The organism is Flagellimonas myxillae (genome assembly GCF_023502235.1).
Lineage (GTDB): Bacteria > Bacteroidota > Bacteroidia > Flavobacteriales > Flavobacteriaceae > Flagellimonas > Flagellimonas myxillae.
Map to the genome: position 1 here is coordinate 67,909 of NZ_JAMFLY010000002.1, position 18,744 is coordinate 86,652.

An 18,744-nucleotide genomic window follows, 5' to 3' on the forward strand; every position below is an offset into this window, starting at 1 on the left:
ATTGTTAAGTTGTTATCTGAATGAAAATTCTTCGTCGTGGATGTCCTGTTGTTTAACGCCCTCCGCCTTGAGCTGTTTGAAAAGGCTTTTTTTCAAGGGTTCAGGCCCGCAGACGAAATAGGACTTCTCTTTTGGGTCACGGATGCTCATATCATCAACATTGATATGCCCTCGCTTGTCGGATGGCCAAAGAATAAAATCTAATAAAGGATTGTTCTTTGCAGTCTCTTCCAAACGCTTTCTGTATGGAGCCTCATCCTCATTGGCAACACACCAAAAAAGAGTGATTTTATTGGTATAATAATCCTTTATCAGCGATAGGAACGGTGTAATGCCGATACCTCCTGCAACCCAAATCTGTTCCTTTTCTTTGGAGTGGGCGGTGGTGAACTTTCCATAAGGTCCCTCTACCCGTACTTCGTCCCCCCCATTGAGCTTATCCGCCAATCCATCCGTAAAATCGCCTAGACCTTTGACGGTAATTTGTAGGTGGCTTTTATCATTGGGGTGACTGCTGATAGTGAAGGGGTGCTGCTCCCTTTTGCTAATTGTTGGAAAAGTGAAAAAGGCGAACTGTCCTGCCCTGAAACCAAGTTCTTTTGCTTTGGGCACAAGTCCTATTTCCGAAATCCCATTGCCCAAATCCTTGACCGTATTCACGGTATAGTAAAGCTTCTTGTTGAAAAGGCCAAAAAGAAAGGCCCGGTAGAACCATGCTACAATACCGACAAAGGCCATTCCGAAAACATAGATTCTTGTAATCGGAAGCTCCTTAATAAGACTCAATACCATAATACCGTGCACTACACCCATTACATAGAACACGCCCATCAATTTGTGGAAGTTTATCCATTTATGGTATGGTATCTTTCTTTTGAAAATTGGGGCTGCCGAAAGGATAACACCAATAAGGATAAGTGCAAATGCATAGAATCCCAATGGTTTGCCTGGATTGAATTCCACTAAGTCCCTTGGTACGACAAAGAAATGTGCCAACAAAAGGAACACGGCAATTACTCCTGACCTACGATGGATAAGGTACATCTTGTCAAGACCACCGAAAAGGTTCTCTACCCATCGGGCTCGTGTGGCCATAAGGAAGTTAAATGCAAAGACCGTAACAACCCAAGATGAAAAAACTTCACCAAGGATACGGTGGGGATTCTTCCAAGTTACATCGGTCAACTCTCCAAAGAACATGGTATCGGAGGATACCTCTTTGAAAGATCCTTGATAGAAGTAAAGGTCTATGGCCCAAAAAATAAAGTGGATACCAACAATGATAGGAAAATAGATTTCCTGCTTAAGTCGTCTCATGGCTATGGTTGTTTTGACAAACCTATAGCTTCTTGATATTCCTCAATTGTATAAATTGGTCATTTTGGCTCTTGAAGAGTGCTGTGGGTGTCTGCCCCGTATGTTTCTTTACCTCACGTATGAAATGGGCCTGATCAAAGAAACCTTTAGGTGGGAAAAACTCTCCTTCGGTTATCTTGAAATAGGCTCGGTAACACTTTTGGATGTTCAGGTATTTTTTAAGTGAGATACCGATATACTTATTCAAATACCTATTGATGTCCCTTTGTGGCCAATATATCTGTTTTGCGACATCCTTTGCCAGAACACTTTCATAATTACTATATAGGTATTGGCTCAATCGTAGCCTGTTGGCCCTAATTTGTTCTTTAGGTGGTAGTTTTTTCTGGAGTATATCCTCTAATTGCTGCACAACGGACTCAAACCCATTAAAGTCAATAGCGTCTATACCGAAAAAATCCGTCTCCTTTTGCGCCACACTATTAAGTATTGAACGGATTTCCCTTTTAAAGATTAACTCTGCAGAAATTATCTTGAACTTTATCCCATAGGTAGTTACTCGTGGGGGTATTACGATGTCTATTTCATTTGCCCAAATCCCAGTCAAAAAATATGCCTTGATCTTACCATCGAGGAGTTGGATAATCAGTTTGAAATACCCATCGGGACAAATGGTCATCTCCTGAGGTTCATCGGAAGGGTTCTCGGCTTTGAAATAAAGAGAGACATAATCGTCCAAGTCCTTGGACGGGTAGATCTCATTATAGACATGGTTGTTACTTATTGACATAAAGGTTTTTGGTTCCCCAAACATACCTTGCCTAGTTTTAATTCAATTGTATAAAATAGTCATTATTTATTCTTTGCCCCCTTATTTGCCCCCTATTCAATAAAAAACCCCTCTAAACCAATTATTTAGAAGGGTTTTATGTGGTCCCACCTGAACCAGTTTGCTACAATAAACCAAAATTTATCATCCAGCGAAAACCTTTAAAATTATCAGTAAAATCAACACTTAGTGGAGATATAGAATAAAATTATTGTTTGTTCCTGTTGGATGAAATTGTATTGTACCGTACATTGCCGTACAAAAATAAGCACTTTTGTACGGTGAATAATTCATCTATTTTATGGCAACAGTAAACTTCATGTACCGCTCCACCAGGGAGAACTCACCCCTCAACGTAAGGTTTTTGTTTAGGCACGAAAACAAGGATTATGTTTTGGGGGCAAAGAGTGAACTGTATATCTATTCCCATGATGAATTACAGGACAACAACAAATTAAGTGCTAAAAAGTATTGGAACGAGCTGCATAGAAAAAAGAAGGCCAAGGACATAAGCCTAGCCAACAAACAAGTCGAAGTCCAAAACAAAACAAACGCCATTGAAAACTGTGTGCTTGGCGCATTCAAAGAATCGGATGTTCGGGATGTCATAAGCAACAAAAATTGGCTGAAGGAAACCTTGGAACTGTTTTACCGGCCAATTAAGGAAAATGAAGACATACCTGTTGATTTAATTCCCTTTTTTGAATACTACATTGGCAAAAAGAAAGGGGAGCTTAGCGATGGTCGCATCAAGACACTACGTGTAACACAACATAAGTTGGAGAAATTTCAATCCGCACGCAAAAAGGTTGTAAAAGTGAACTCCATAAATGATGCTTTTAAAAATGAGTTTTCCGATTACTCCAATGAAAAGCAGTACTCCATTAATACTCTACAAAAGGATTTAAAAATAATCAAGACCGTTTGCCGTCATGCTAAATATTTGGGCTTGGAAGTGCATCCGCAAATGGAAGGCATAAGGTTGCCCCATGAATCTGCGAAGAGTATCTATTTAAACAATGATGAGCTAAACGCTATAAAGGACTTAGTACTTAAACAGGAGTATTTAGATAATGCCCGTGATTGGCTATTGATTTCATGTTATACAGGGCAAAGGGTTTCGGACTTCATGCGCTTTACAAAAGATATGCTTCGATTTGAAGATGATAAGCACTTGCTGGAGTTTAAGCAAGTAAAAACCAATAAACGAATGGTGATTCCAGTTTCAAAAGAAGTTAGGGGAATACTGGCTAAAAGGAACGGAGAATTTCCAAGGCCAATCTCCGACCAGCGGTACAATGACTGGATTAAAGTAGTCTGCGAAAAAGCTAAGATTAATGAACTGTGCGAGGGTAAAAAAAGGGTTAGCATTGCTGCTGAAGGAGTAACGCCAACGAAAAATGATTATAGGGACGTTGTGGGTAAATTTGAAAAATGGGAATTAGTTACAAGCCATATTGGGCGCAGGAGTTTTGCAACAAACCATTACGGCAAAATCCCAACTACGTTTTTAATATATATCACTGGACACAGCACGGAAAAACAATTCCTGTCCTATATAAAAAAGAGCAATAAGGATTTGGCTTTGGAGGCTTATAAATATTTTGAATAATGGAGGAAAAGAAAGAGGACTATTTTTCAAATTCGGAGGGCGCCAAATTTAATGTTCCTGTTAATCTTAACGGAAATATTAAAAACACTATCATTTCACTTAATGAATGGTTATCTGAAGAGCCTGAAAGTAAACTAAGTGAGAGTGAAATCAATACTTTAGCAAAAACCATAAAAGAAACTTTAAACAGAGCTGAGGACTACGTTTATACCACTACGCTAAATAGTCGTGAACTAAATAGATTTTGCGAAGAAGCAAGAGCGCTTTATAGATGTTTTGAATTACTGAATACTCAAATTGGCGAAATAACATATGATGCTGCCTATTTGTTTTACCGAGGTGTCGATGATAAGTTAATTGCAACTAAAAGGAAGTATTCGAAACAACTCGATGAATTTAAAGCCAGGGTTTATGATGGTTTATTAACTGCTCCTAAAGAAGAAATTGAAAACGAATTTCCGCATATTTTTAGGGATTCATTTGCTTACTCCTTGTTTCTTGAAATGAAAAGGGTATATGTAAAAAAAGGAGAACAAAGGAATTTCAGTAATCTTTGGTATAACATGTTAGAGGATCAGCACTTAGTCTGTCGTCAAAATGATTATGTTAAATTCTTAATTGAACAATTTGATATTAGAATAGAAAGAGTCGTGAGTAACGCTAAAGATGACCAATTGAAAACAGCTTTGTACAACAGCATTAAAGAGAATTTATTAAAACAAAGCTATAAAAGCACAATTTAAGCACATTTTTGTGCTAAGGTTTTAAACCACTACCTCCCAACTTTGTCCTGCTGAATAATTAAAGACAGGATAATATGGAATCACCACAATTTTTTCAACCCATTATTAATGATGTAGTCAACAAGGTTGACGCTCGGGTATCTAAATCTTTGGAACAGTTTAAAAAAGAATTACTGGCTAAAGATGCGAATGATGATCTGTTAACTAGGGAACAAGCTGCCGAGTTTTTGCAGATAAACCTTTCAACCTTGTGGCATTGGACAAATGCTGGAAAGATTAAAGCCTACGGAATATCTGGTCACAGGAGGTACTACAAAAGAAGTGAGCTGTTGGAAGCATTGCAGCTTGTAAAAAAATAAGGCTATCGTATGGGAAAGAATACAAATAGCCTTAAAGCTTTGGGCAAGCAAGGTAAACGTAAGAAGAATTTTTCTGTAAAAAAAATAAGTAGCTTTTGGATTCCCGGTTCAAAGGAAAACGATCCGCACTTTGTAATAGAGGAAGCTTTGCTCCGCACGTGGCTTATTCAACAGGGGTTTCGACGAACAAATCAGTTCCACATTTACAGAGTGCATGACGGAAACATGAAAAAGCAAAATCGGTTGGATGTCTTTGCCCACACAATTGATTTTGTTGAAAGCCAATCTTCTTCCCTTAAAAAACCCCTTCGCAATAAGTTCATGAGTTGCGCTTTGAGGCAGTGCGAAGATATTCTGGTTGAACGGAAGGGCACACTTCTTAGCCTGCCCAAAATCAACATAGAACAATAGGACTATGGGAAAGAAAGTCAGAGAATTTTGGGGACTTGGCCCCAAAAATGAATTAGTATTTAAGGAAGCATTGTTTTATGATTTTTTAGAGTTGCATGGGTATAATCGGTTTAGTGCCTTTGGTGTTTATGTAACCGTCAGGTTAATCAAGGGAGTTGCATTCATAAAAACTCCGCAAGATGTCTTTAATGATACTCTGGTGTTCATTAAGAAGCAAAATGATGATGCTTTAAGAACTTGTTGGATGAAGCAGGGCGAGGATATGCTTATCAAACGAAAAGCCATTCTCGGAAGCTTGCCTGAACTCAACCGCGAAAGGTATATGGATACAAAAGAAGAAGTCCGCATTTTTTATCGAAACACAATCGCGGTGATTACACCGAAGGGGAGCCGATTTGAATCATATAAAAAGTTTAAAAAAAGTGGTCAGTTCATTTTTGGTGAACAAATAATCCAAAGGAATTTCCATAGCGATATTAACGAGAATGGGGATTTTGCAAAATTCAGTAGCGTTGTTACCAATGACAAAAAACATCTTTTAAGCTATCGAACTACCTTGGGTTATTTAATATCAACTTATAAGAACCCGTCAATAGCAAGAGCGGTCATCGTCTCCGATATGCAAAGTCAAATTGAGAATGAAGCATTTGGTAGGTCTGGTAAAGGGATTTTCATTAAAAGTCTTTCCCATATGCTGCAAATTGCCGAATACAATGGAAAGGCAACGGACTTAAAGCACGACAAATTTGTTTATCAAAATGTTGATTCCCTAACCTCGCTAATGGTACTGCAAGATGTATCCAAAGATTTTGTTTTTGAAAGTTTGTTTAGTACCCTAACCGATAGCATGAGCATTGAACGCAAGTACCAATCCAAAATCGCTATTCCTTTCTCTGACAGCCCAAAAATTGCATTGACCACCAATTACACCATTCCACAAGATTCTGATAGTTATAAGGATAGAAAACACCTTGTTATGCTCAATAACTTTTTCAATGCTGGGAACAAACCTGAAAAGCATTTCAAAAGAATGCTCTTTGATTGGAACGAAAAGGAGTGGGCAAAATTCGATAATTATATGGCAGAATGCGTACGCTTGTTTTTGGAAAAGGGGCTGGTGAGTTTTGTTGACAAACAGTTCGAACGTCAAAAATTGATTAACCAAACATCGGAAGAATTTGTAGAACTTATTGAGAGCCAATACTGTTTGCTTAACCAATATTTCAAGATTAAGGAAATCGCCAAAGTATTGGATGTTGGGACAGAGGATGCAAGTTCCAAGAGTAGGGTTGTCGGCAAGTGGATTGATTTATATGCCGCCTATAAAGGCCATCAGGTTGAAAGAAGGATAAGTGGAGGGGTAGTTAAGATTTGTTTCAGGCCATAGGCATGAGAGGGTTTCCAAGGAGTTTTATACAAAGCAACCCTACAGACCCTACAAGCGATTTATTTAACCCTACACAACCCTACACCTGTGTAGAGTAACTATCATTCTTGTCAAGCCCTATAATAAGCCGCATGACAATGGAATTGTAGAGTTAGTAGGGTAATTATTAAAAATAGTACGTGTATGTGTATGTATATAAAAAGTTTTTATGCAAAACAACCCTACAGACCCTACAAGCAATTAGCTAAAATTAATGACCGTAGAAAAAGAAGAAGCACGGAAAGCTTATTAATAACATTTTAAATTTTTTATTATGAAAAAACTTTTAAAGTTCAATGAGGATGCCTACAATAACCAAGTGCACACTATCCAAAAAACGCTGACTGTCTTAAAGGACGCATCCGGGAAATTAAGTCGCCATGGCGTGAAAGCATCGCCCAAGTCCTTGATGGACGGAAACGTTTACGGTAGAGCCTTTAAACATTACCAAGGGAAATACAAAAACTCCACTTTTTTTGAAGAGGGCATAAGCTTTGCCAAATACATGGACTTGAAAGAGGTAGATATTGAACCCTTAAAAATTATGGATAAAGAAATCCAAGACCAGTTGGTTATTGTTTTCGGCTTTTATCCCGAAAACCATCAGTACTATTCGTTCTTTGAGCATAGACCTGCTCCCGAGATACACGCAAAAGCAGGGAAGAAAATCTCACTGCCTATAGCCAAACTTTTCAAATGGCTCTCGGAAGATAAAATTGAGGTTACATTGCCAAGACATTACTTTGAATTATATGCAACTTCCGATTTGCAAATTCAAAAAATTGAGGATATAGATAGCTTTATCTCAGCCAGTCAAAGAATGGAAATACCATATGACTTGGTAAAAAAGGCAGTAGGGTGTTGGCTAAACCACTTAACCCATGACCTTGCTAATTATAATATTAACCATCACGAGCTGTTGAGGCTGGTTGGTTAGGATATATAACAGGGCTTGTAAATTGTTTTTAGTTGGTATATTTTTTCCTGTTATCTTGAAAGGCCGTCACATTATAGGCGGCCTTTTTCATTGTTTTTCTGCGCAGATAACAAAAAAACTACACTTTAGGTGTCATATTTTGTTTAATCCACTGAAAATAAAAGGATTTAAAGTGATGTAAGACAGATGACAACAATGGCCACAAAAAAAGAAATCTGGGGAAAGTAATAGCGTGCTACCGTGCGGACCGTATGGCAATCAAAAATAGATTTCCCCAGAGTAACTCAAGATATTTAGGTAATAGCTTGCCTTTAAACGGACATTTGATGAATCGTGTTTGGATGCTTAGCATAGTTCCAAAAAACATTCATTTTATAGGATTTGGGTCACGTATCGAAGAGCTTTACTTAAACTTATTATCGCTCCCTAAGTGGTAACATACATATAAATCGGCCAGATTTCGGTCACGAAAAACACTCCCAAGGCAAATCGGAGTATTCGACCTATTGGCAGGGCTTTGGATTTGATATTTGCCGAATTCACATTCCCTAGCAATTACATGAACCTTCCTGAACCGGGGGGCATTCTACCGTTCCATAGGAACAATACACACAGCAATCTCCTTGCTTGGGTTTTATCAGCTCCTTGCACTGCTCACATTCGTAAAAGAACTGACATGCCTCCATTGGCATTTCCTCTTCTTTTTTATGACCGCAATTGGGGCAACTAATAGTTGATTTTAGGATTGTTTCTTGGGTCATGAATTTAGTTTTTAGGTGCTTTACAGGAGGAAGAACAGCTTTCATGATCACAGCTTTTGGCCGCATTGGAGCAGGAACTCCAAAGCTCCTCCACGGAAGGCATTTTTCCTTCACCGAGTAGCTCTTCTCCATATGCTCTGATGTCCACCAACTTTGATTTATAAACTTCCGGATCTCCAAGCTGGGCAAGTGTTTCATAATTCAGGAAAAACTCATAGAATGTATCCGTAATCTTATCATGCAATTTATCCTCGTTCTCGGTAGATAACACGGTTTTTTCTTTAACTGTGCTAATAATTTGGTCCGCAATAATGGAAGCCTCTTCTTTACTTAACTCGTCCACCTCAGAACCTTTAAGCCAATTTTCACCTTTGCTAAATGATCTGTAGACATCGGTTTGCTCATCTTTGTACAGTTCTATTGCATTTACTTGATGCTTTGCAAAAATGTTTTCAGATGTGCTTTCTTTTGAACTATTACCTGCTCCTTCCTGCCAGACCACGGCGATAACCGTTCCGCCCCTGTTCAACCATGCCTCTGATACCTGGTTGGATTTTTCAAAGTTCTTTAGGATCGGTTTGGCCCTGCTACCACACCCAATGGCAGGTGCAGCATTGCAAACCAATGGAACTTTATAAAAACTTATGTTTTTATCCCCGTTCATAGCCGTTTGATTGCCCGGCTTTTTTTGGATTACTTGATATCCTGTTTCGTTAATCGCGGCTTTTATATTTTCATCATTTACCTGAGAAGGTAAAAAACTTATAATTGCAGTGCCTGCATCATATGAAGCATTAACCGATTGCACCCCTTCCAATTGGGCTACCGCATGCTCGATATGTTGCTCACAACCAGCGCATGTCATTCCTTTTACATCCACCGTTATTTCTTTTATGTTATCGGACATCGCAAAAGTGTCATTTGATTCACTCTCTGGATAGAATATGGAGGAATAGTAGGGAAATGCAAGCATTATTGCGGAAAACATAGTGACAATACCCAGAAATTTCTTGGAATGCCAGAACGAGGTTTTTTCATCCTCGTCACAGGCACATTCCAACTCCTCTTCGGTTCTTGGACGTAACTGCTGATACCATGCAAAAGCCAATACCAAAATAGTAAGACCGATTAAATAAGGTCTAAAAGGTTCGATCCACGAAAAAGTCGATGCAATTCCACCTGTTCCAGCCATTAGCGCCAATACAGGGGTGATACAACATAGGGAAGCCGTAATCGCCGCAAGAACAGAAGTCCCGATCAATTTTTTATTGTTGTTCATAATTCTATACCAATACGTTTTTATCCTTTACCAGTTCAAAAAGAGGACCTAATATGAACGATTTGTCTTTGTTTAGTGCGTAAAAAATGGTCTGTGCCTCTTTCGTGGCATAAATAAGATCTCTATCCTTTAACTTCCTCAAATGTTGGGAAATTGCAGAAACGTTCATTTGCAAAATATCACTCAGGTCACAAACGCAAAGTCTTCCCTCTTTTTGCAACAAAAAAAGAATCTGAAGTCGAACCTTGTTTCCGGCCAAGTTTAGAACTTCGGCGACAAGGCTTAATGAACTATCTAATTCCTCGATTGAAGCACGACAGTCCATTATCTGTTTTGCATCTGCTTCTAACCGTATACATATTTGTTTTCCCATGAACCAAAGATATGTATTTTAGCATTTGCTTAAATAAAAGAATACGTTAAATCATTACCTCCATAAAACGGCCGTTTTATAAATCTGGGTTAGAAAATCTATGTAGTCTTAAAAATTGTTCGTTTTTAGGAACAAGTATGGGGCATCTCCTTCTTCATCCGCCTATATGCAAGAAGTAAACCGTAATAACATCGGAAATTTGAATAAAAAACATCCCCAATATCTGGGGATGTTTTCGTGCTCTTAGCAATATGGAACCATTATTTATCTACCAAATCAGCAGTTTTCTTAAAATTGTCGTCCAAGTTCATTGAAGTTCAAAAAACTCCTGAAAAAACCAGGCTTGTCTCCATTACTACCGTTCCAAAAAAAGAGAGCGATTTACCGCCCTCTTTTAACTCAACAAATAGTTAATGATCATTTCTGCTTTACGGCACAAGTGCTTATCCCAAAAGGGGCATATAACGGGCAAAAACTGATAAAGCTAGTAAGTACAAACACCCCAGCCAATACAAGTAGCACTATCCCCAAAGTACCGCCAATGTTACCGGTGTAATATAGCACTCCAATAATTGCAGCAATTATAAATCGGACAATTCGGTCTGCCGACCCCATATTTTTTTTCATCACATTTGAATTTAATTGAACAAAATTTTTAATAACCACACAAGACCAGTAATCAAGGCAATACAGATGAGGCAAACGAAAAGAAGCTTGATCACCTTTTTTGCCATAATCTTCACTTGGTTATTTCAAAATTAGATTAGAGAATCGATATGGGCAGTGACTGTAGTCACTACTTGTATACCTTAATTTTATTGCCTAATTGCTTTACCAAGCCTTCTCCCTCCAATTTTTTGAGAGCACGGCTGATAACTTCACGAACCGTTCCAAGCTCATCCGCAATCTGTTGATGGGACATCTGAAGTGGATTTTCTTTTTTCAACACTGTCTTTTCCTTTAAATGTTGGTAAAGGCGTATATGAACCTTATCGAACAGTACGTGGTGTATCGTATCCAAAAGCTCGGCATAGCGGCCTTGGTATTGCTGAAAGAAAAATCTATTGATATCAGGATGGGCACTGGTCAACGTATGTAATTCCCGAACCGGAAGAAGAAGCACCTGAGTATCTTCTTCGGTAACTGCAAAAACTTGGCTAGGCTCATTATTGATACTTGCCGAAAATGACATAATGCAACTTTGGTCGGGTTGAATGTAATAGAGCAAAAGCTCCCTATTCTCGTATCGGGTAAATACCTTAATAAGTCCTTCTTGAACAAATGGGATGAGTTTTACAAATTGCCCCTCCCTTAGAATTTCGGTGCCCTTTGCGATTTTCTTGGTAGTGCCCACTTCTGCCAATTTCTGGAACAGCATTTTGTGGGTCGATACGCTTTTGTGTTCGGGTTTCATTGTTCAGATTTGGAAGAAGAATTCATCCATAGTAAATATAAAAAAACCGCCCCAGAGTGAACTTTGGGACGGTTTGCCAGCCTTTCTTTTTCATAGGGGGGTATGTCGATACTTTCAGAAAGGTTTGGGGTGTATATAAAAGGGGTTTATTGTCTTTCAAATGTTAACAGATCGGTTTCCCCGTCGCTGCTCTCATCTATCAGTTCAATCTTTGTGACCGAATAGGATACGATGTTCCAATCTTCCGATAGTTCATTGAAATCCTCAGGCGTGGCAAAAAAGATATTGAAATCGATTTCCCCTGTGGTCTGGCCTCCATTGAAATTACCTATGGTACAACCGTTCTTAAAGCGAAGCCTATCTTCTCCGTTGATTCGTAAGTCCACTTTGGATTCCCCGTTCTCCAGTTCAATTTCGTGAAGTGTCCACGTATCAGGGATATCGGACAAATCGGAAATCGACAGGACCACTTGAATGTTGTTTCCACTGCCCGAGGCTTCCCAGGTACCAGAAAAGCTATCCATGCCCGAGGTAACAGTAACCGTACCATCCGCTGTAAAATTAAAATCATACCCAGTGAAATTACCCTCCAAATCAGTATCATTACGTTCCAATTTGTCCACGAACCAATCCTCACATGCCGTGAGTACTTCTGTAAGTTGGTCGACAGTACAGCTGTCACAATCGTCATCCCCATCATCTTCACTTGAGTTATCATCGTCGGAATCATCGTCCGAATCGTCATCGATGGTTACTGACCATGTGCCTGTAATGGTGACACTACCATTATCAGCCACCAAACTTCCATCTTCATTAAAACTAAAGCCATAACCCTCAAAGTCCGAGGTTTCGTTGGTGCCTGAATCCACAAAGTTCGTTATCGTCCATGGGCCGGCCATTGCCGCATTGCTGATTTCCTCTACATCAGCCTGCAATTGGGCCAAATTTGCCATTTCATCGCTTTCACTATCGTTGGTACAGGCTATTGCCAATGCTGCTAGTGAAACAAATGTTAGTTTGAAAATGTACTTTTTCATAGTATTCTTGTTTTGGGTTATAATTATTTGAAAATCGGTAAGTTCACTTTACCGTTTCAGTTATCATTGTTTCTTAAATACCGGGGCAGTCACCTTCGAAACGGAGGCGGTCATCACCCATTCTAAGGTCGACCTCGCTTTCGCTTGGGTCCTGCTCAATTTCATGCAGGTTCCAGGTGGCATTGAAATCGGTCAAATTGGGAATATTGATGACCACGGATATATTGTTCCCCTCCCCATTGGTCTCCCAGGTGCCCGAAAATGAATCGGAACTTGAATCAGCCGTCAATGTGCCATCACTTTCAAAATTAAAACGGTAGGAAGCATACAGGTCTTCCAAATCCTGGTCGTTGCGTTCCAATTTATCCACGCCCCAATCGGAGCAGCCAACCAAAACCTCTGAAAGTTGGTCTGTGGTACAATTATCACAATCATCATCATTGAAGTCGTTGTCATCGTCCTCATCGCAGTCATCCTTGGCGTTGTCCAAAATATCCTCTAGTTCATCAAGATTTGAGGCTTGGAGTTCTGTACCATCAAATAATATGACCGTTACCGGGAAGTTGACTTGCACGATATCGTCCTCATCCAGTTCATCTATGAATTCATATAGGTCCTTATCGTTATTAAAGGTTATGGTATCAATTACCTCGTTATTGGAATTGAATACCGATGCGGTCACAGGATATTTGATGTCCGCACATTCAATGTCATCATCGAATTCATTCTCCCCATCGCAATCATCCGTGAAGTCGTCCAATTCATCCAAATCGTTAATGACCAGTTCAGTAAAGTCACTTAAGACTATAGTGATGGGGAATATGATCTCAAGGATATCCTCGTCATCGTCAAACTCATCAAAAATGTCCTCAATCGTCTCTAAATCCCTGGGGGAATCCACAATGATTTCAATGCCATCAGCAACAACGGTCACAGGAAGTGCAATGGAAATACAACTCGCGTTGTCAATGATATTGTCATCAGAACCATCCTTGGTAGCTGTGTTCTGCAATAAACCTGCAATGTTGGAATTGGCCTCAAGGGTCTCCTCTTGGGGGCCTTCAATAAAAACGGATTCTTCCTCACGGCAGGAGACCAAGGTCAGGGCCAGAGCAAGAATCATAAGGCTCAATGTTTTCAAAGTGTTTTTCATAGCATTTGTATTTTATGATTGTAGTATTCAGTACTAAAACAACCCAAACCCAAAAACTCCTGAAGAAAAACAAAGATTTTTATTTGTTTACTTTTAACCTGAACCCAACCGAACAGTTTGAAGAAAGATTTGCGCACGGATATTTGTGAGGATTCCATTTTCAGGGGACTCTATGAACGATTGGCCGATGGCTTGCACGACTATCTCTACTATAAGTATGGGGAAAGACTTGATCCCACTGATAAAACACAAGAGGCATTCATTAAACTTTGGGAAAATTGCAAAAAGGTGACTCCCGCAAAGGCGAAGTCCTTTTTATATACGGTTGCCAATAATTTGATGCTGAACGAGGTCAAGCATCAAAAAGTGGTATTAAAGTACCAAAACGAAAAGCCCAATGAAGTGACCCATGAGTCGCCCGAGTTTCTTTTGGAGAAAGAGGAGTACTTTAAAAAATACCAGGAAGTACTTGCAAGCTTGACCGAGGAGCAGCGAACAGCCTTTCTTTTAAATAAAGCGGAAGGCAAAAAACATGGGGAAATAGCAGAATTATTGGGGGTCACAAGAAAGGTCGTTGAATATAGGATCTACTCAGCTTTTAAAGTGCTAAAGTCGGAACTGAAAGGTTTTAACATAAAATAATCAGGAAAAAAGGCAACTCAGTTGTTCCATAATAAAGTAAGATGCGCATGGACAAAGATTACTTGACACAAAAATGGCTTGCCCGGGAGCTGACTCCCGAGGAAGAAAAGGCATTTGAGGCCCTTGAAGATGTAGCTTTTTTGAAGGGTATTGCAGATGATGCCAAGAATTTCCGTGCCTCACAATTCTCAAAGGCCAAAACTTATAAGGAATTCAAAGAAACCCTTGATGCCCATAGAAGACCTGTAAAGAAATTGAACTGGGTACGGCCCATGATGCGGATCGCTAGCATCTTTATTGTTGGACTTGCTGGGTATTATTTCTTTTTCTATGAAAATTTGACCCGTGTTGAGACCCAATTTGGGCAAAAGACTACCGTAGAGCTTCCCGACAATTCCATAGTTTCGGTAAATGCGCTATCTGAAATTGCTTATAACGAAACGAAATGGAACGATGATAGGACGATAACATTGGAAGGGGAAGCCTTTTTTGATGTGGCCAAGGGAAAACAGTTTGTAGTCAGTACACCGAAGGGAGAGGTCACGGTTTTAGGAACAGAGTTCAATGTAAAACAGAGGGGAAGTTTTTTCGAGGTAAAGTGTTTTGAAGGTACCGTAAGGGTCACTTTAGAACAGCGCGAAACTATACTTAATCAGGGGGACAATATACGCTGGTCCATGGGGGAAATAGAACAAGGCAAAAACACCTATTCAATTCCCCAATGGACGAAAAACGTCAGTGATTTCCAAAGGGTTGCCATATCCCAAGTATTTTCAGAATTAGAAAGACAATACGGGGTGAAGGTCACTTTGGAAAAAGTAGACGGTCAACGCTTGTTTACAGGTGGATTTGTGCATGACAACTTGGATAACGCCCTGAAATCGATTACGGTCCCGTTGAATTTGGACTATGTCATTTTGGAAAACAAAAAAGTCAGGGTGAAGCCACGTGAAAAGTAGACTAACTTTTATATTTTTTCTCTTAACCATACTGAGCTGTATGCCGTTGACGGCCCAGGAAACCCGTGAAACTAAACCTCTGACCATCATTTTGAATGAGCTTCAAGATCGTTTCGAGGTTCGCTTCAATTATGCCTCTGATTTGATTGAGGATATAGGGGTCAAAAACATTGACGATTTTACCAATTTGAGAGATGTCATTAACTTTCTAAATGAAAGTACGGGACTTGATTTTGTCTTTCTATCTGATAATGTAGTTTCAATTAAAGCAAAATCAACAGTACTTTGCGGCTACATCCGCGATAAGGACACTAATGAGCCACTGTCCTACACTACGGTACAGTTCGATGGCAAGGGCACTGTGACCAACGAAGAAGGTTTTTTTGAATTATCCATCAATGATGCTTCCCAAATAGTTCTTATCAGGCATATCGGGCATAGGACCATCCGAAGGGAAGCACGTTTTTTCAATACCGCCAACTGTGGGGTTATCCATATGGTATCGGATCAGCAAAAATTACCAGAAATAGTACTGTCCCATTATTTGATTCGGGGGATGGATAAATTGGACAACGGCTCCTTTCAATTGGATTTTGACCAATTTTCAATTTTACCCGGACTTGTAGAGAAAGACGTACTTCAGTCAGTTCAGGCATTGCCAGGTATAACCAGTATTGATGAAACGGTTTCGAATATCAATATTAGAGGAGGCAGCAACGACCAGAACTTGATTCTTTGGGATAATATCAAAATGTACCAATCCGGTCATTTCTTCGGATTGATTTCCATGTACAATCCCCAAATCACCCAAACGGTAGCCTTGCAAAAAAATGGCACATCTCCGGCATTCACCGATGGAGTTTCAGGAACTATTGCCATGAGCACTGATAAGAACATCAATCCAAGTTTTAAGGGAAGTCTGGGCATCAATCTAATCGATGCGAATGGCTTCATAGATGCACCGATAGGAGAAAATATGTCCGTTCAGGTTGGGGCAAGAAAGGCGATAAGCGATTTTTTTGAGACCCCGACCTATTCTGAATATTTTGACCGTATCGCCCAAGACACAGAGATTGAATCCAACGATGCTCTGGTCACCAACTCGGATATCGAATTTGATTTCTATGATGTCTCCCTGCGGTTCTTGTACAGACCCAGTGATAAGGATTTTTTGAGACTGAACTTCATACATACTGCCAACGAAGTCGTTTTCAACGAAAGTGCCGTTATCGCCAATGATGAAGAGGTCCGGGAAAGCAGTCTTGACCAAACCAGTATTGCTGGCGGTATTTACTATGAACGAAAATGGAACGACAGATTTGAGACTTATATTGATGTCTACGAAACTGATTATAAGTTGAGGGCCATAAACGCGAACGTATTACAAGACCAACGCTTTTTACAGGAGAACATCGTTTCTGAAACGGGTGCACGCTTCGTAGCTCAAAATGAATTGTACGAGAATCTGGTTTTGCGAAATGGCTATCACTTTGTGGAAACCAAGGTCACCAATCTGGACGATGTTGACGACCCGATTTTTCGTCGATTGGAGGGCGAGGTACTTAGGACCCACGGGATTTTCACAGAAGTTGACTGGTCCAGTACGAATGGAAACACATCCCTTAACGCAGGGGTCCGCTTTAACTATCTGGATAAATTCAATAGGCAGCTTTGGGAACCTCGATTGAGTTTCAACCAGCGGTTTTTGGGGCACTTTAATTTGGAGGTTCTGGGAGAGTTCAAGCATCAAAACACCTCACAAATTATCAACTTTCAGAACGATTTTCTAGGTATCGAAAAAAGACGATGGCAACTTTCCAATAATCTGGACATTCCTGTAATACAGAGCAAACAAGGTTCCTTGGGGCTGAGCTATCAAGAATCGGGTTGGTTGATCAATGCCGTAGGATTTTACAAGGAAGTTGATGGTATAACCACACAGAGCCAAGGTTTTCTAGATAGTTTTGAATTTATCAGGACATCAGGAAAATATGATGCTTTTGGACTTGATTTTCTTCTTAGAAAGCAGTTGCAAAAATGGAACTTGTGGTTGAGTTATGGGTATTTGAACAGCACTTACAATTTTGAGGAGTTGACAGAAGTTGAGTTTAGAAGCAATTTTGATACAACCCACTCACTTACTTCGGGCATAACCTTTTCAACGTCAAAATTGAACCTAGCACTTGGAGCCAATTGGCGGACGGGAAAACCGTTTACCCCTACGGTTGCTGGGGATGAAATCGTTGACGGGGACATCAATTACGGGGTGGCCAATTCGGATGAACTGGAGGATTACTTACGTTTGGATTTCTCTGCAATCTATAAGGTCAAAATTGGAAAAAAGACCAAGCTGCGAACAGGAATTTCCATTTGGAACCTACTGAATCGCGAGAATCCGATAAACACTTTTTTTAGGGTAAACCCACAAAACGATGCCCAACAAATTCTTCAGCAGTCCTTAGGGATTACCCCCAATGCAAGTTTGAGACTTTTATTCAACTAATTTAAATAACCACTAAGGCTACCATTAAACTTGATTTGACCTAAAAATGGGCCGTTTATGAGACAGCCTTTTAAAATTTAAAGATATACTGCTAGAGTCTCATTCGTGGTCTCTTGTAGCAGTTTTGTTTATTAACCTTTTTCGAGATGAAATTACATCAGGGCCTGCCGCATGGTCAGCTTCCATTCTTAGTACATTGTGTGTGAGTTTAAAATCACAGCACGGCAGGCATCTCAAGTTTTTTTGTAACCTTATTCCATATCCTTAAGCACCTCTATTATATTACCAAGGGTGTCACATGCAATTACCACTTCATTACGCACAGTGCCCCCAAAACCATTCTTGGCAGTAAACTTTGTAGTAACAATAAGAAACGAATCCCTGTCTATGTATGAAGTTTCCAAATGTTTATAGCTTTCAGAGTCATTAAGAGATTGTTTTATGTATTCCGTCAACTTAATATGGGAGCCATCCCAGGCGCTAAACAGCTTCTGTATATTCTGTTGGTGCTGCTCTTCTTTTGTCAATGGTTTTTCAGGTTCGCCGTCACAAGTAAAATAGAAAAATATGGATACGCCAAAAACTATGGCGATTAGGTAAATGCATCCTTTTTTAATGTCTTGTTTTTTTGATTTTTCAGTCATGCTATAGTTATTATTCAAGACAAAAATATCAAAAATAGGTTATATACAACCTGTTGTAAACAATTCGTTGAATAAACCCTATCGTTTGCAACTTTGAGTTATGTCAAAGCGTGAACGAAAAAAGGAAATACCAATATTTTGCATTGCATTCGGAAAACACATTAGAGCATTGCGTATAAACAATGGTCTTAGTATAGAAGAGATAGCTTTTAAGGCTGGTATTGACGCACAAAATTTAAGAAAATATGAATTGGGAAAGCAAGAAATGAAAATATCAATGCTCAAAAGGATTGCAGATGCTTTCGAAATTACGGTTTCTGAATTAATGAACTTCTAACATAAATC

General features: G+C 39.5%; 20 protein-coding genes. 10 read left to right on the plus strand and 10 right to left on the minus strand.

Translation table 11 applies throughout. The annotated features are described in order from the left end of the window. Nucleotides 1-12 precede the first annotated feature (12 nt). Both M3P07_RS08735 and M3P07_RS08740 read right to left on the minus strand, forming a co-directional pair. A complete protein-coding gene (locus M3P07_RS08735) occupies nucleotides 13-1,317 on the minus strand; it encodes a ferredoxin reductase family protein (protein ID WP_249969525.1) in 1,305 nt (434 codons plus the stop codon). Between the two features lie 22 nt (nucleotides 1,318-1,339). After that, on the minus strand, nucleotides 1,340-2,107 hold the full coding sequence (locus M3P07_RS08740; RefSeq protein WP_249969526.1) for a DUF6597 domain-containing transcriptional factor: 768 nt from the start codon (nucleotides 2,105-2,107) through the stop codon (nucleotides 1,340-1,342). A 340-nt stretch (nucleotides 2,108-2,447) separates the two neighbouring features. On the opposite strand from M3P07_RS08740, the gene M3P07_RS08745 reads away from it, so the two are divergent. The 6 genes from M3P07_RS08745 to M3P07_RS08770 all read left to right on the plus strand — a co-directional run bounded on the left by M3P07_RS08745 (nucleotide 2,448) and on the right by M3P07_RS08770 (nucleotide 7,634). Next, nucleotides 2,448-3,758 carry a phage integrase SAM-like domain-containing protein gene (locus M3P07_RS08745; RefSeq protein WP_249969527.1) on the plus strand — a complete coding sequence of 437 codons (1,311 nt, stop codon included), beginning with the start codon at nucleotides 2,448-2,450 and terminating at the stop codon, nucleotides 3,756-3,758. Continuing rightward, nucleotides 3,758-4,501 (plus strand): hypothetical protein, encoded by a 744-nt coding sequence (locus M3P07_RS08750; RefSeq protein ID WP_249969528.1) that lies wholly within the window; start codon nucleotides 3,758-3,760, stop codon nucleotides 4,499-4,501. The genes M3P07_RS08745 and M3P07_RS08750 overlap by 1 nt, the downstream gene beginning before the upstream one ends. A gap of 74 nt (nucleotides 4,502-4,575) precedes the next feature. Beyond that, on the plus strand, nucleotides 4,576-4,860 hold the full coding sequence (locus tag M3P07_RS08755; RefSeq protein WP_249969529.1) for a helix-turn-helix domain-containing protein: 285 nt from the start codon (nucleotides 4,576-4,578) through the stop codon (nucleotides 4,858-4,860). 9 nt (nucleotides 4,861-4,869) lie between these two features. Continuing rightward, a complete protein-coding gene (locus tag M3P07_RS08760) occupies nucleotides 4,870-5,271 on the plus strand; it encodes a hypothetical protein (protein ID WP_249969530.1) in 402 nt (133 codons plus the stop codon). 4 nt (nucleotides 5,272-5,275) lie between these two features. After that, on the plus strand, nucleotides 5,276-6,658 hold the full coding sequence (locus tag M3P07_RS08765) for a hypothetical protein (protein WP_249969531.1): 1,383 nt from the start codon (nucleotides 5,276-5,278) through the stop codon (nucleotides 6,656-6,658). A gap of 313 nt (nucleotides 6,659-6,971) precedes the next feature. Next, nucleotides 6,972-7,634: a hypothetical protein gene (locus M3P07_RS08770; RefSeq protein WP_249969532.1), complete on the plus strand. Its 663-nt coding sequence runs from the start codon at nucleotides 6,972-6,974 to the stop codon at nucleotides 7,632-7,634. A gap of 548 nt (nucleotides 7,635-8,182) precedes the next feature. Here the strand turns inward: M3P07_RS08770 and M3P07_RS08775 are convergent. From M3P07_RS08775 to M3P07_RS08805, 7 genes are all read right to left on the minus strand, one after another. Next, nucleotides 8,183-8,395, minus strand: a complete 213-nt coding sequence (locus tag M3P07_RS08775; RefSeq protein WP_249969533.1) for a GDCCVxC domain-containing (seleno)protein — start codon at nucleotides 8,393-8,395, stop codon at nucleotides 8,183-8,185. 4 nt (nucleotides 8,396-8,399) lie between these two features. Next, complete coding sequence (gene merTP / locus M3P07_RS17880; RefSeq protein ID WP_470299687.1) at nucleotides 8,400-9,674, minus strand: mercuric transport protein MerTP; 1,275 nt, start codon at nucleotides 9,672-9,674, stop codon at nucleotides 8,400-8,402. A 4-nt stretch (nucleotides 9,675-9,678) separates the two neighbouring features. Next, nucleotides 9,679-10,047, minus strand: coding sequence for an ArsR/SmtB family transcription factor (locus M3P07_RS08785; RefSeq protein WP_249969534.1), 369 nt, complete (start codon nucleotides 10,045-10,047; stop codon nucleotides 9,679-9,681). A 417-nt stretch (nucleotides 10,048-10,464) separates the two neighbouring features. Next, complete coding sequence (locus M3P07_RS08790; RefSeq protein ID WP_249969535.1) at nucleotides 10,465-10,674, minus strand: YgaP family membrane protein; 210 nt, start codon at nucleotides 10,672-10,674, stop codon at nucleotides 10,465-10,467. A 169-nt stretch (nucleotides 10,675-10,843) separates the two neighbouring features. Further along, nucleotides 10,844-11,461 carry a Crp/Fnr family transcriptional regulator gene (locus tag M3P07_RS08795; protein ID WP_249969536.1) on the minus strand — a complete coding sequence of 206 codons (618 nt, stop codon included), beginning with the start codon at nucleotides 11,459-11,461 and terminating at the stop codon, nucleotides 10,844-10,846. A gap of 146 nt (nucleotides 11,462-11,607) precedes the next feature. Next, nucleotides 11,608-12,498: a hypothetical protein gene (locus M3P07_RS08800; RefSeq protein ID WP_249969537.1), complete on the minus strand. Its 891-nt coding sequence runs from the start codon at nucleotides 12,496-12,498 to the stop codon at nucleotides 11,608-11,610. A gap of 73 nt (nucleotides 12,499-12,571) precedes the next feature. Continuing rightward, on the minus strand, nucleotides 12,572-13,651 hold the full coding sequence (locus tag M3P07_RS08805) for a DUF4847 domain-containing protein (protein ID WP_249969538.1): 1,080 nt from the start codon (nucleotides 13,649-13,651) through the stop codon (nucleotides 12,572-12,574). A gap of 117 nt (nucleotides 13,652-13,768) precedes the next feature. Here M3P07_RS08805 and M3P07_RS08810 point away from each other — a divergent pair, with 117 nt between their 5' ends. The 3 genes from M3P07_RS08810 to M3P07_RS08820 are packed head-to-tail and all read left to right on the plus strand — an operon-like array spanning nucleotide 13,769 to nucleotide 17,755. Then, nucleotides 13,769-14,293: an RNA polymerase sigma factor gene (locus M3P07_RS08810; RefSeq protein ID WP_249969539.1), complete on the plus strand. Its 525-nt coding sequence runs from the start codon at nucleotides 13,769-13,771 to the stop codon at nucleotides 14,291-14,293. A 47-nt stretch (nucleotides 14,294-14,340) separates the two neighbouring features. Further along, the gene (locus M3P07_RS08815) at nucleotides 14,341-15,252 is read left to right on the plus strand and encodes a FecR family protein (RefSeq protein WP_249969540.1); all 912 of its coding nucleotides are present in this window, start codon (nucleotides 14,341-14,343) and stop codon (nucleotides 15,250-15,252) included. Nucleotides 15,253-15,292: 40 nt separating this feature from the next. Further along, the gene (locus M3P07_RS08820) at nucleotides 15,293-17,755 is read left to right on the plus strand and encodes a TonB-dependent receptor (protein WP_249969541.1); all 2,463 of its coding nucleotides are present in this window, start codon (nucleotides 15,293-15,295) and stop codon (nucleotides 17,753-17,755) included. 251 nt (nucleotides 17,756-18,006) lie between these two features. On the opposite strand, the gene M3P07_RS08825 is transcribed toward M3P07_RS08820, so the two are convergent. Beyond that, nucleotides 18,007-18,399, minus strand: a complete 393-nt coding sequence (locus M3P07_RS08825; protein ID WP_249969542.1) for a hypothetical protein — start codon at nucleotides 18,397-18,399, stop codon at nucleotides 18,007-18,009. A gap of 100 nt (nucleotides 18,400-18,499) precedes the next feature. Here M3P07_RS08825 and M3P07_RS08830 point away from each other — a divergent pair, with 100 nt between their 5' ends. Then, nucleotides 18,500-18,736 carry a helix-turn-helix domain-containing protein gene (locus M3P07_RS08830; protein WP_249969543.1) on the plus strand — a complete coding sequence of 79 codons (237 nt, stop codon included), beginning with the start codon at nucleotides 18,500-18,502 and terminating at the stop codon, nucleotides 18,734-18,736. The last annotated feature ends 8 nt before the right edge of the window (nucleotides 18,737-18,744 follow it).

Excerpts from the sequence above, each read along its gene's own strand:
- M3P07_RS08735 (WP_249969525.1), bottom strand. The coding sequence starts at position 1,317 with ATGAGACGACTTAAGCAGGAAATCTATTTTCCTATCATTGTTGGTATC.
- M3P07_RS08740 (WP_249969526.1), bottom strand. The coding sequence starts at position 2,107 with ATGTCAATAAGTAACAACCATGTCTATAATGAGATCTACCCGTCCAAG.
- M3P07_RS08745 (WP_249969527.1), top strand. The coding sequence starts at position 2,448 with ATGGCAACAGTAAACTTCATGTACCGCTCCACCAGGGAGAACTCACCC.
- M3P07_RS08750 (WP_249969528.1), top strand. The coding sequence starts at position 3,758 with ATGGAGGAAAAGAAAGAGGACTATTTTTCAAATTCGGAGGGCGCCAAA.
- M3P07_RS08755 (WP_249969529.1), top strand. The coding sequence starts at position 4,576 with ATGGAATCACCACAATTTTTTCAACCCATTATTAATGATGTAGTCAAC.
- M3P07_RS08760 (WP_249969530.1), top strand. The coding sequence starts at position 4,870 with ATGGGAAAGAATACAAATAGCCTTAAAGCTTTGGGCAAGCAAGGTAAA.
- M3P07_RS08765 (WP_249969531.1), top strand. The coding sequence starts at position 5,276 with ATGGGAAAGAAAGTCAGAGAATTTTGGGGACTTGGCCCCAAAAATGAA.
- M3P07_RS08770 (WP_249969532.1), top strand. The coding sequence starts at position 6,972 with ATGAAAAAACTTTTAAAGTTCAATGAGGATGCCTACAATAACCAAGTG.
- M3P07_RS08775 (WP_249969533.1), bottom strand. The coding sequence starts at position 8,395 with ATGACCCAAGAAACAATCCTAAAATCAACTATTAGTTGCCCCAATTGC.
- merTP (WP_470299687.1), bottom strand. The coding sequence starts at position 9,674 with ATGAACAACAATAAAAAATTGATCGGGACTTCTGTTCTTGCGGCGATT.
- M3P07_RS08785 (WP_249969534.1), bottom strand. The coding sequence starts at position 10,047 with ATGGGAAAACAAATATGTATACGGTTAGAAGCAGATGCAAAACAGATA.
- M3P07_RS08790 (WP_249969535.1), bottom strand. The coding sequence starts at position 10,674 with ATGAAAAAAAATATGGGGTCGGCAGACCGAATTGTCCGATTTATAATT.
- M3P07_RS08795 (WP_249969536.1), bottom strand. The coding sequence starts at position 11,461 with ATGAAACCCGAACACAAAAGCGTATCGACCCACAAAATGCTGTTCCAG.
- M3P07_RS08800 (WP_249969537.1), bottom strand. The coding sequence starts at position 12,498 with ATGAAAAAGTACATTTTCAAACTAACATTTGTTTCACTAGCAGCATTG.
- M3P07_RS08805 (WP_249969538.1), bottom strand. The coding sequence starts at position 13,651 with ATGAAAAACACTTTGAAAACATTGAGCCTTATGATTCTTGCTCTGGCC.
- M3P07_RS08815 (WP_249969540.1), top strand. The coding sequence starts at position 14,341 with ATGGACAAAGATTACTTGACACAAAAATGGCTTGCCCGGGAGCTGACT.
- M3P07_RS08820 (WP_249969541.1), top strand. The coding sequence starts at position 15,293 with ATGCCGTTGACGGCCCAGGAAACCCGTGAAACTAAACCTCTGACCATC.
- M3P07_RS08825 (WP_249969542.1), bottom strand. The coding sequence starts at position 18,399 with ATGACTGAAAAATCAAAAAAACAAGACATTAAAAAAGGATGCATTTAC.
- M3P07_RS08830 (WP_249969543.1), top strand. The coding sequence starts at position 18,500 with ATGTCAAAGCGTGAACGAAAAAAGGAAATACCAATATTTTGCATTGCA.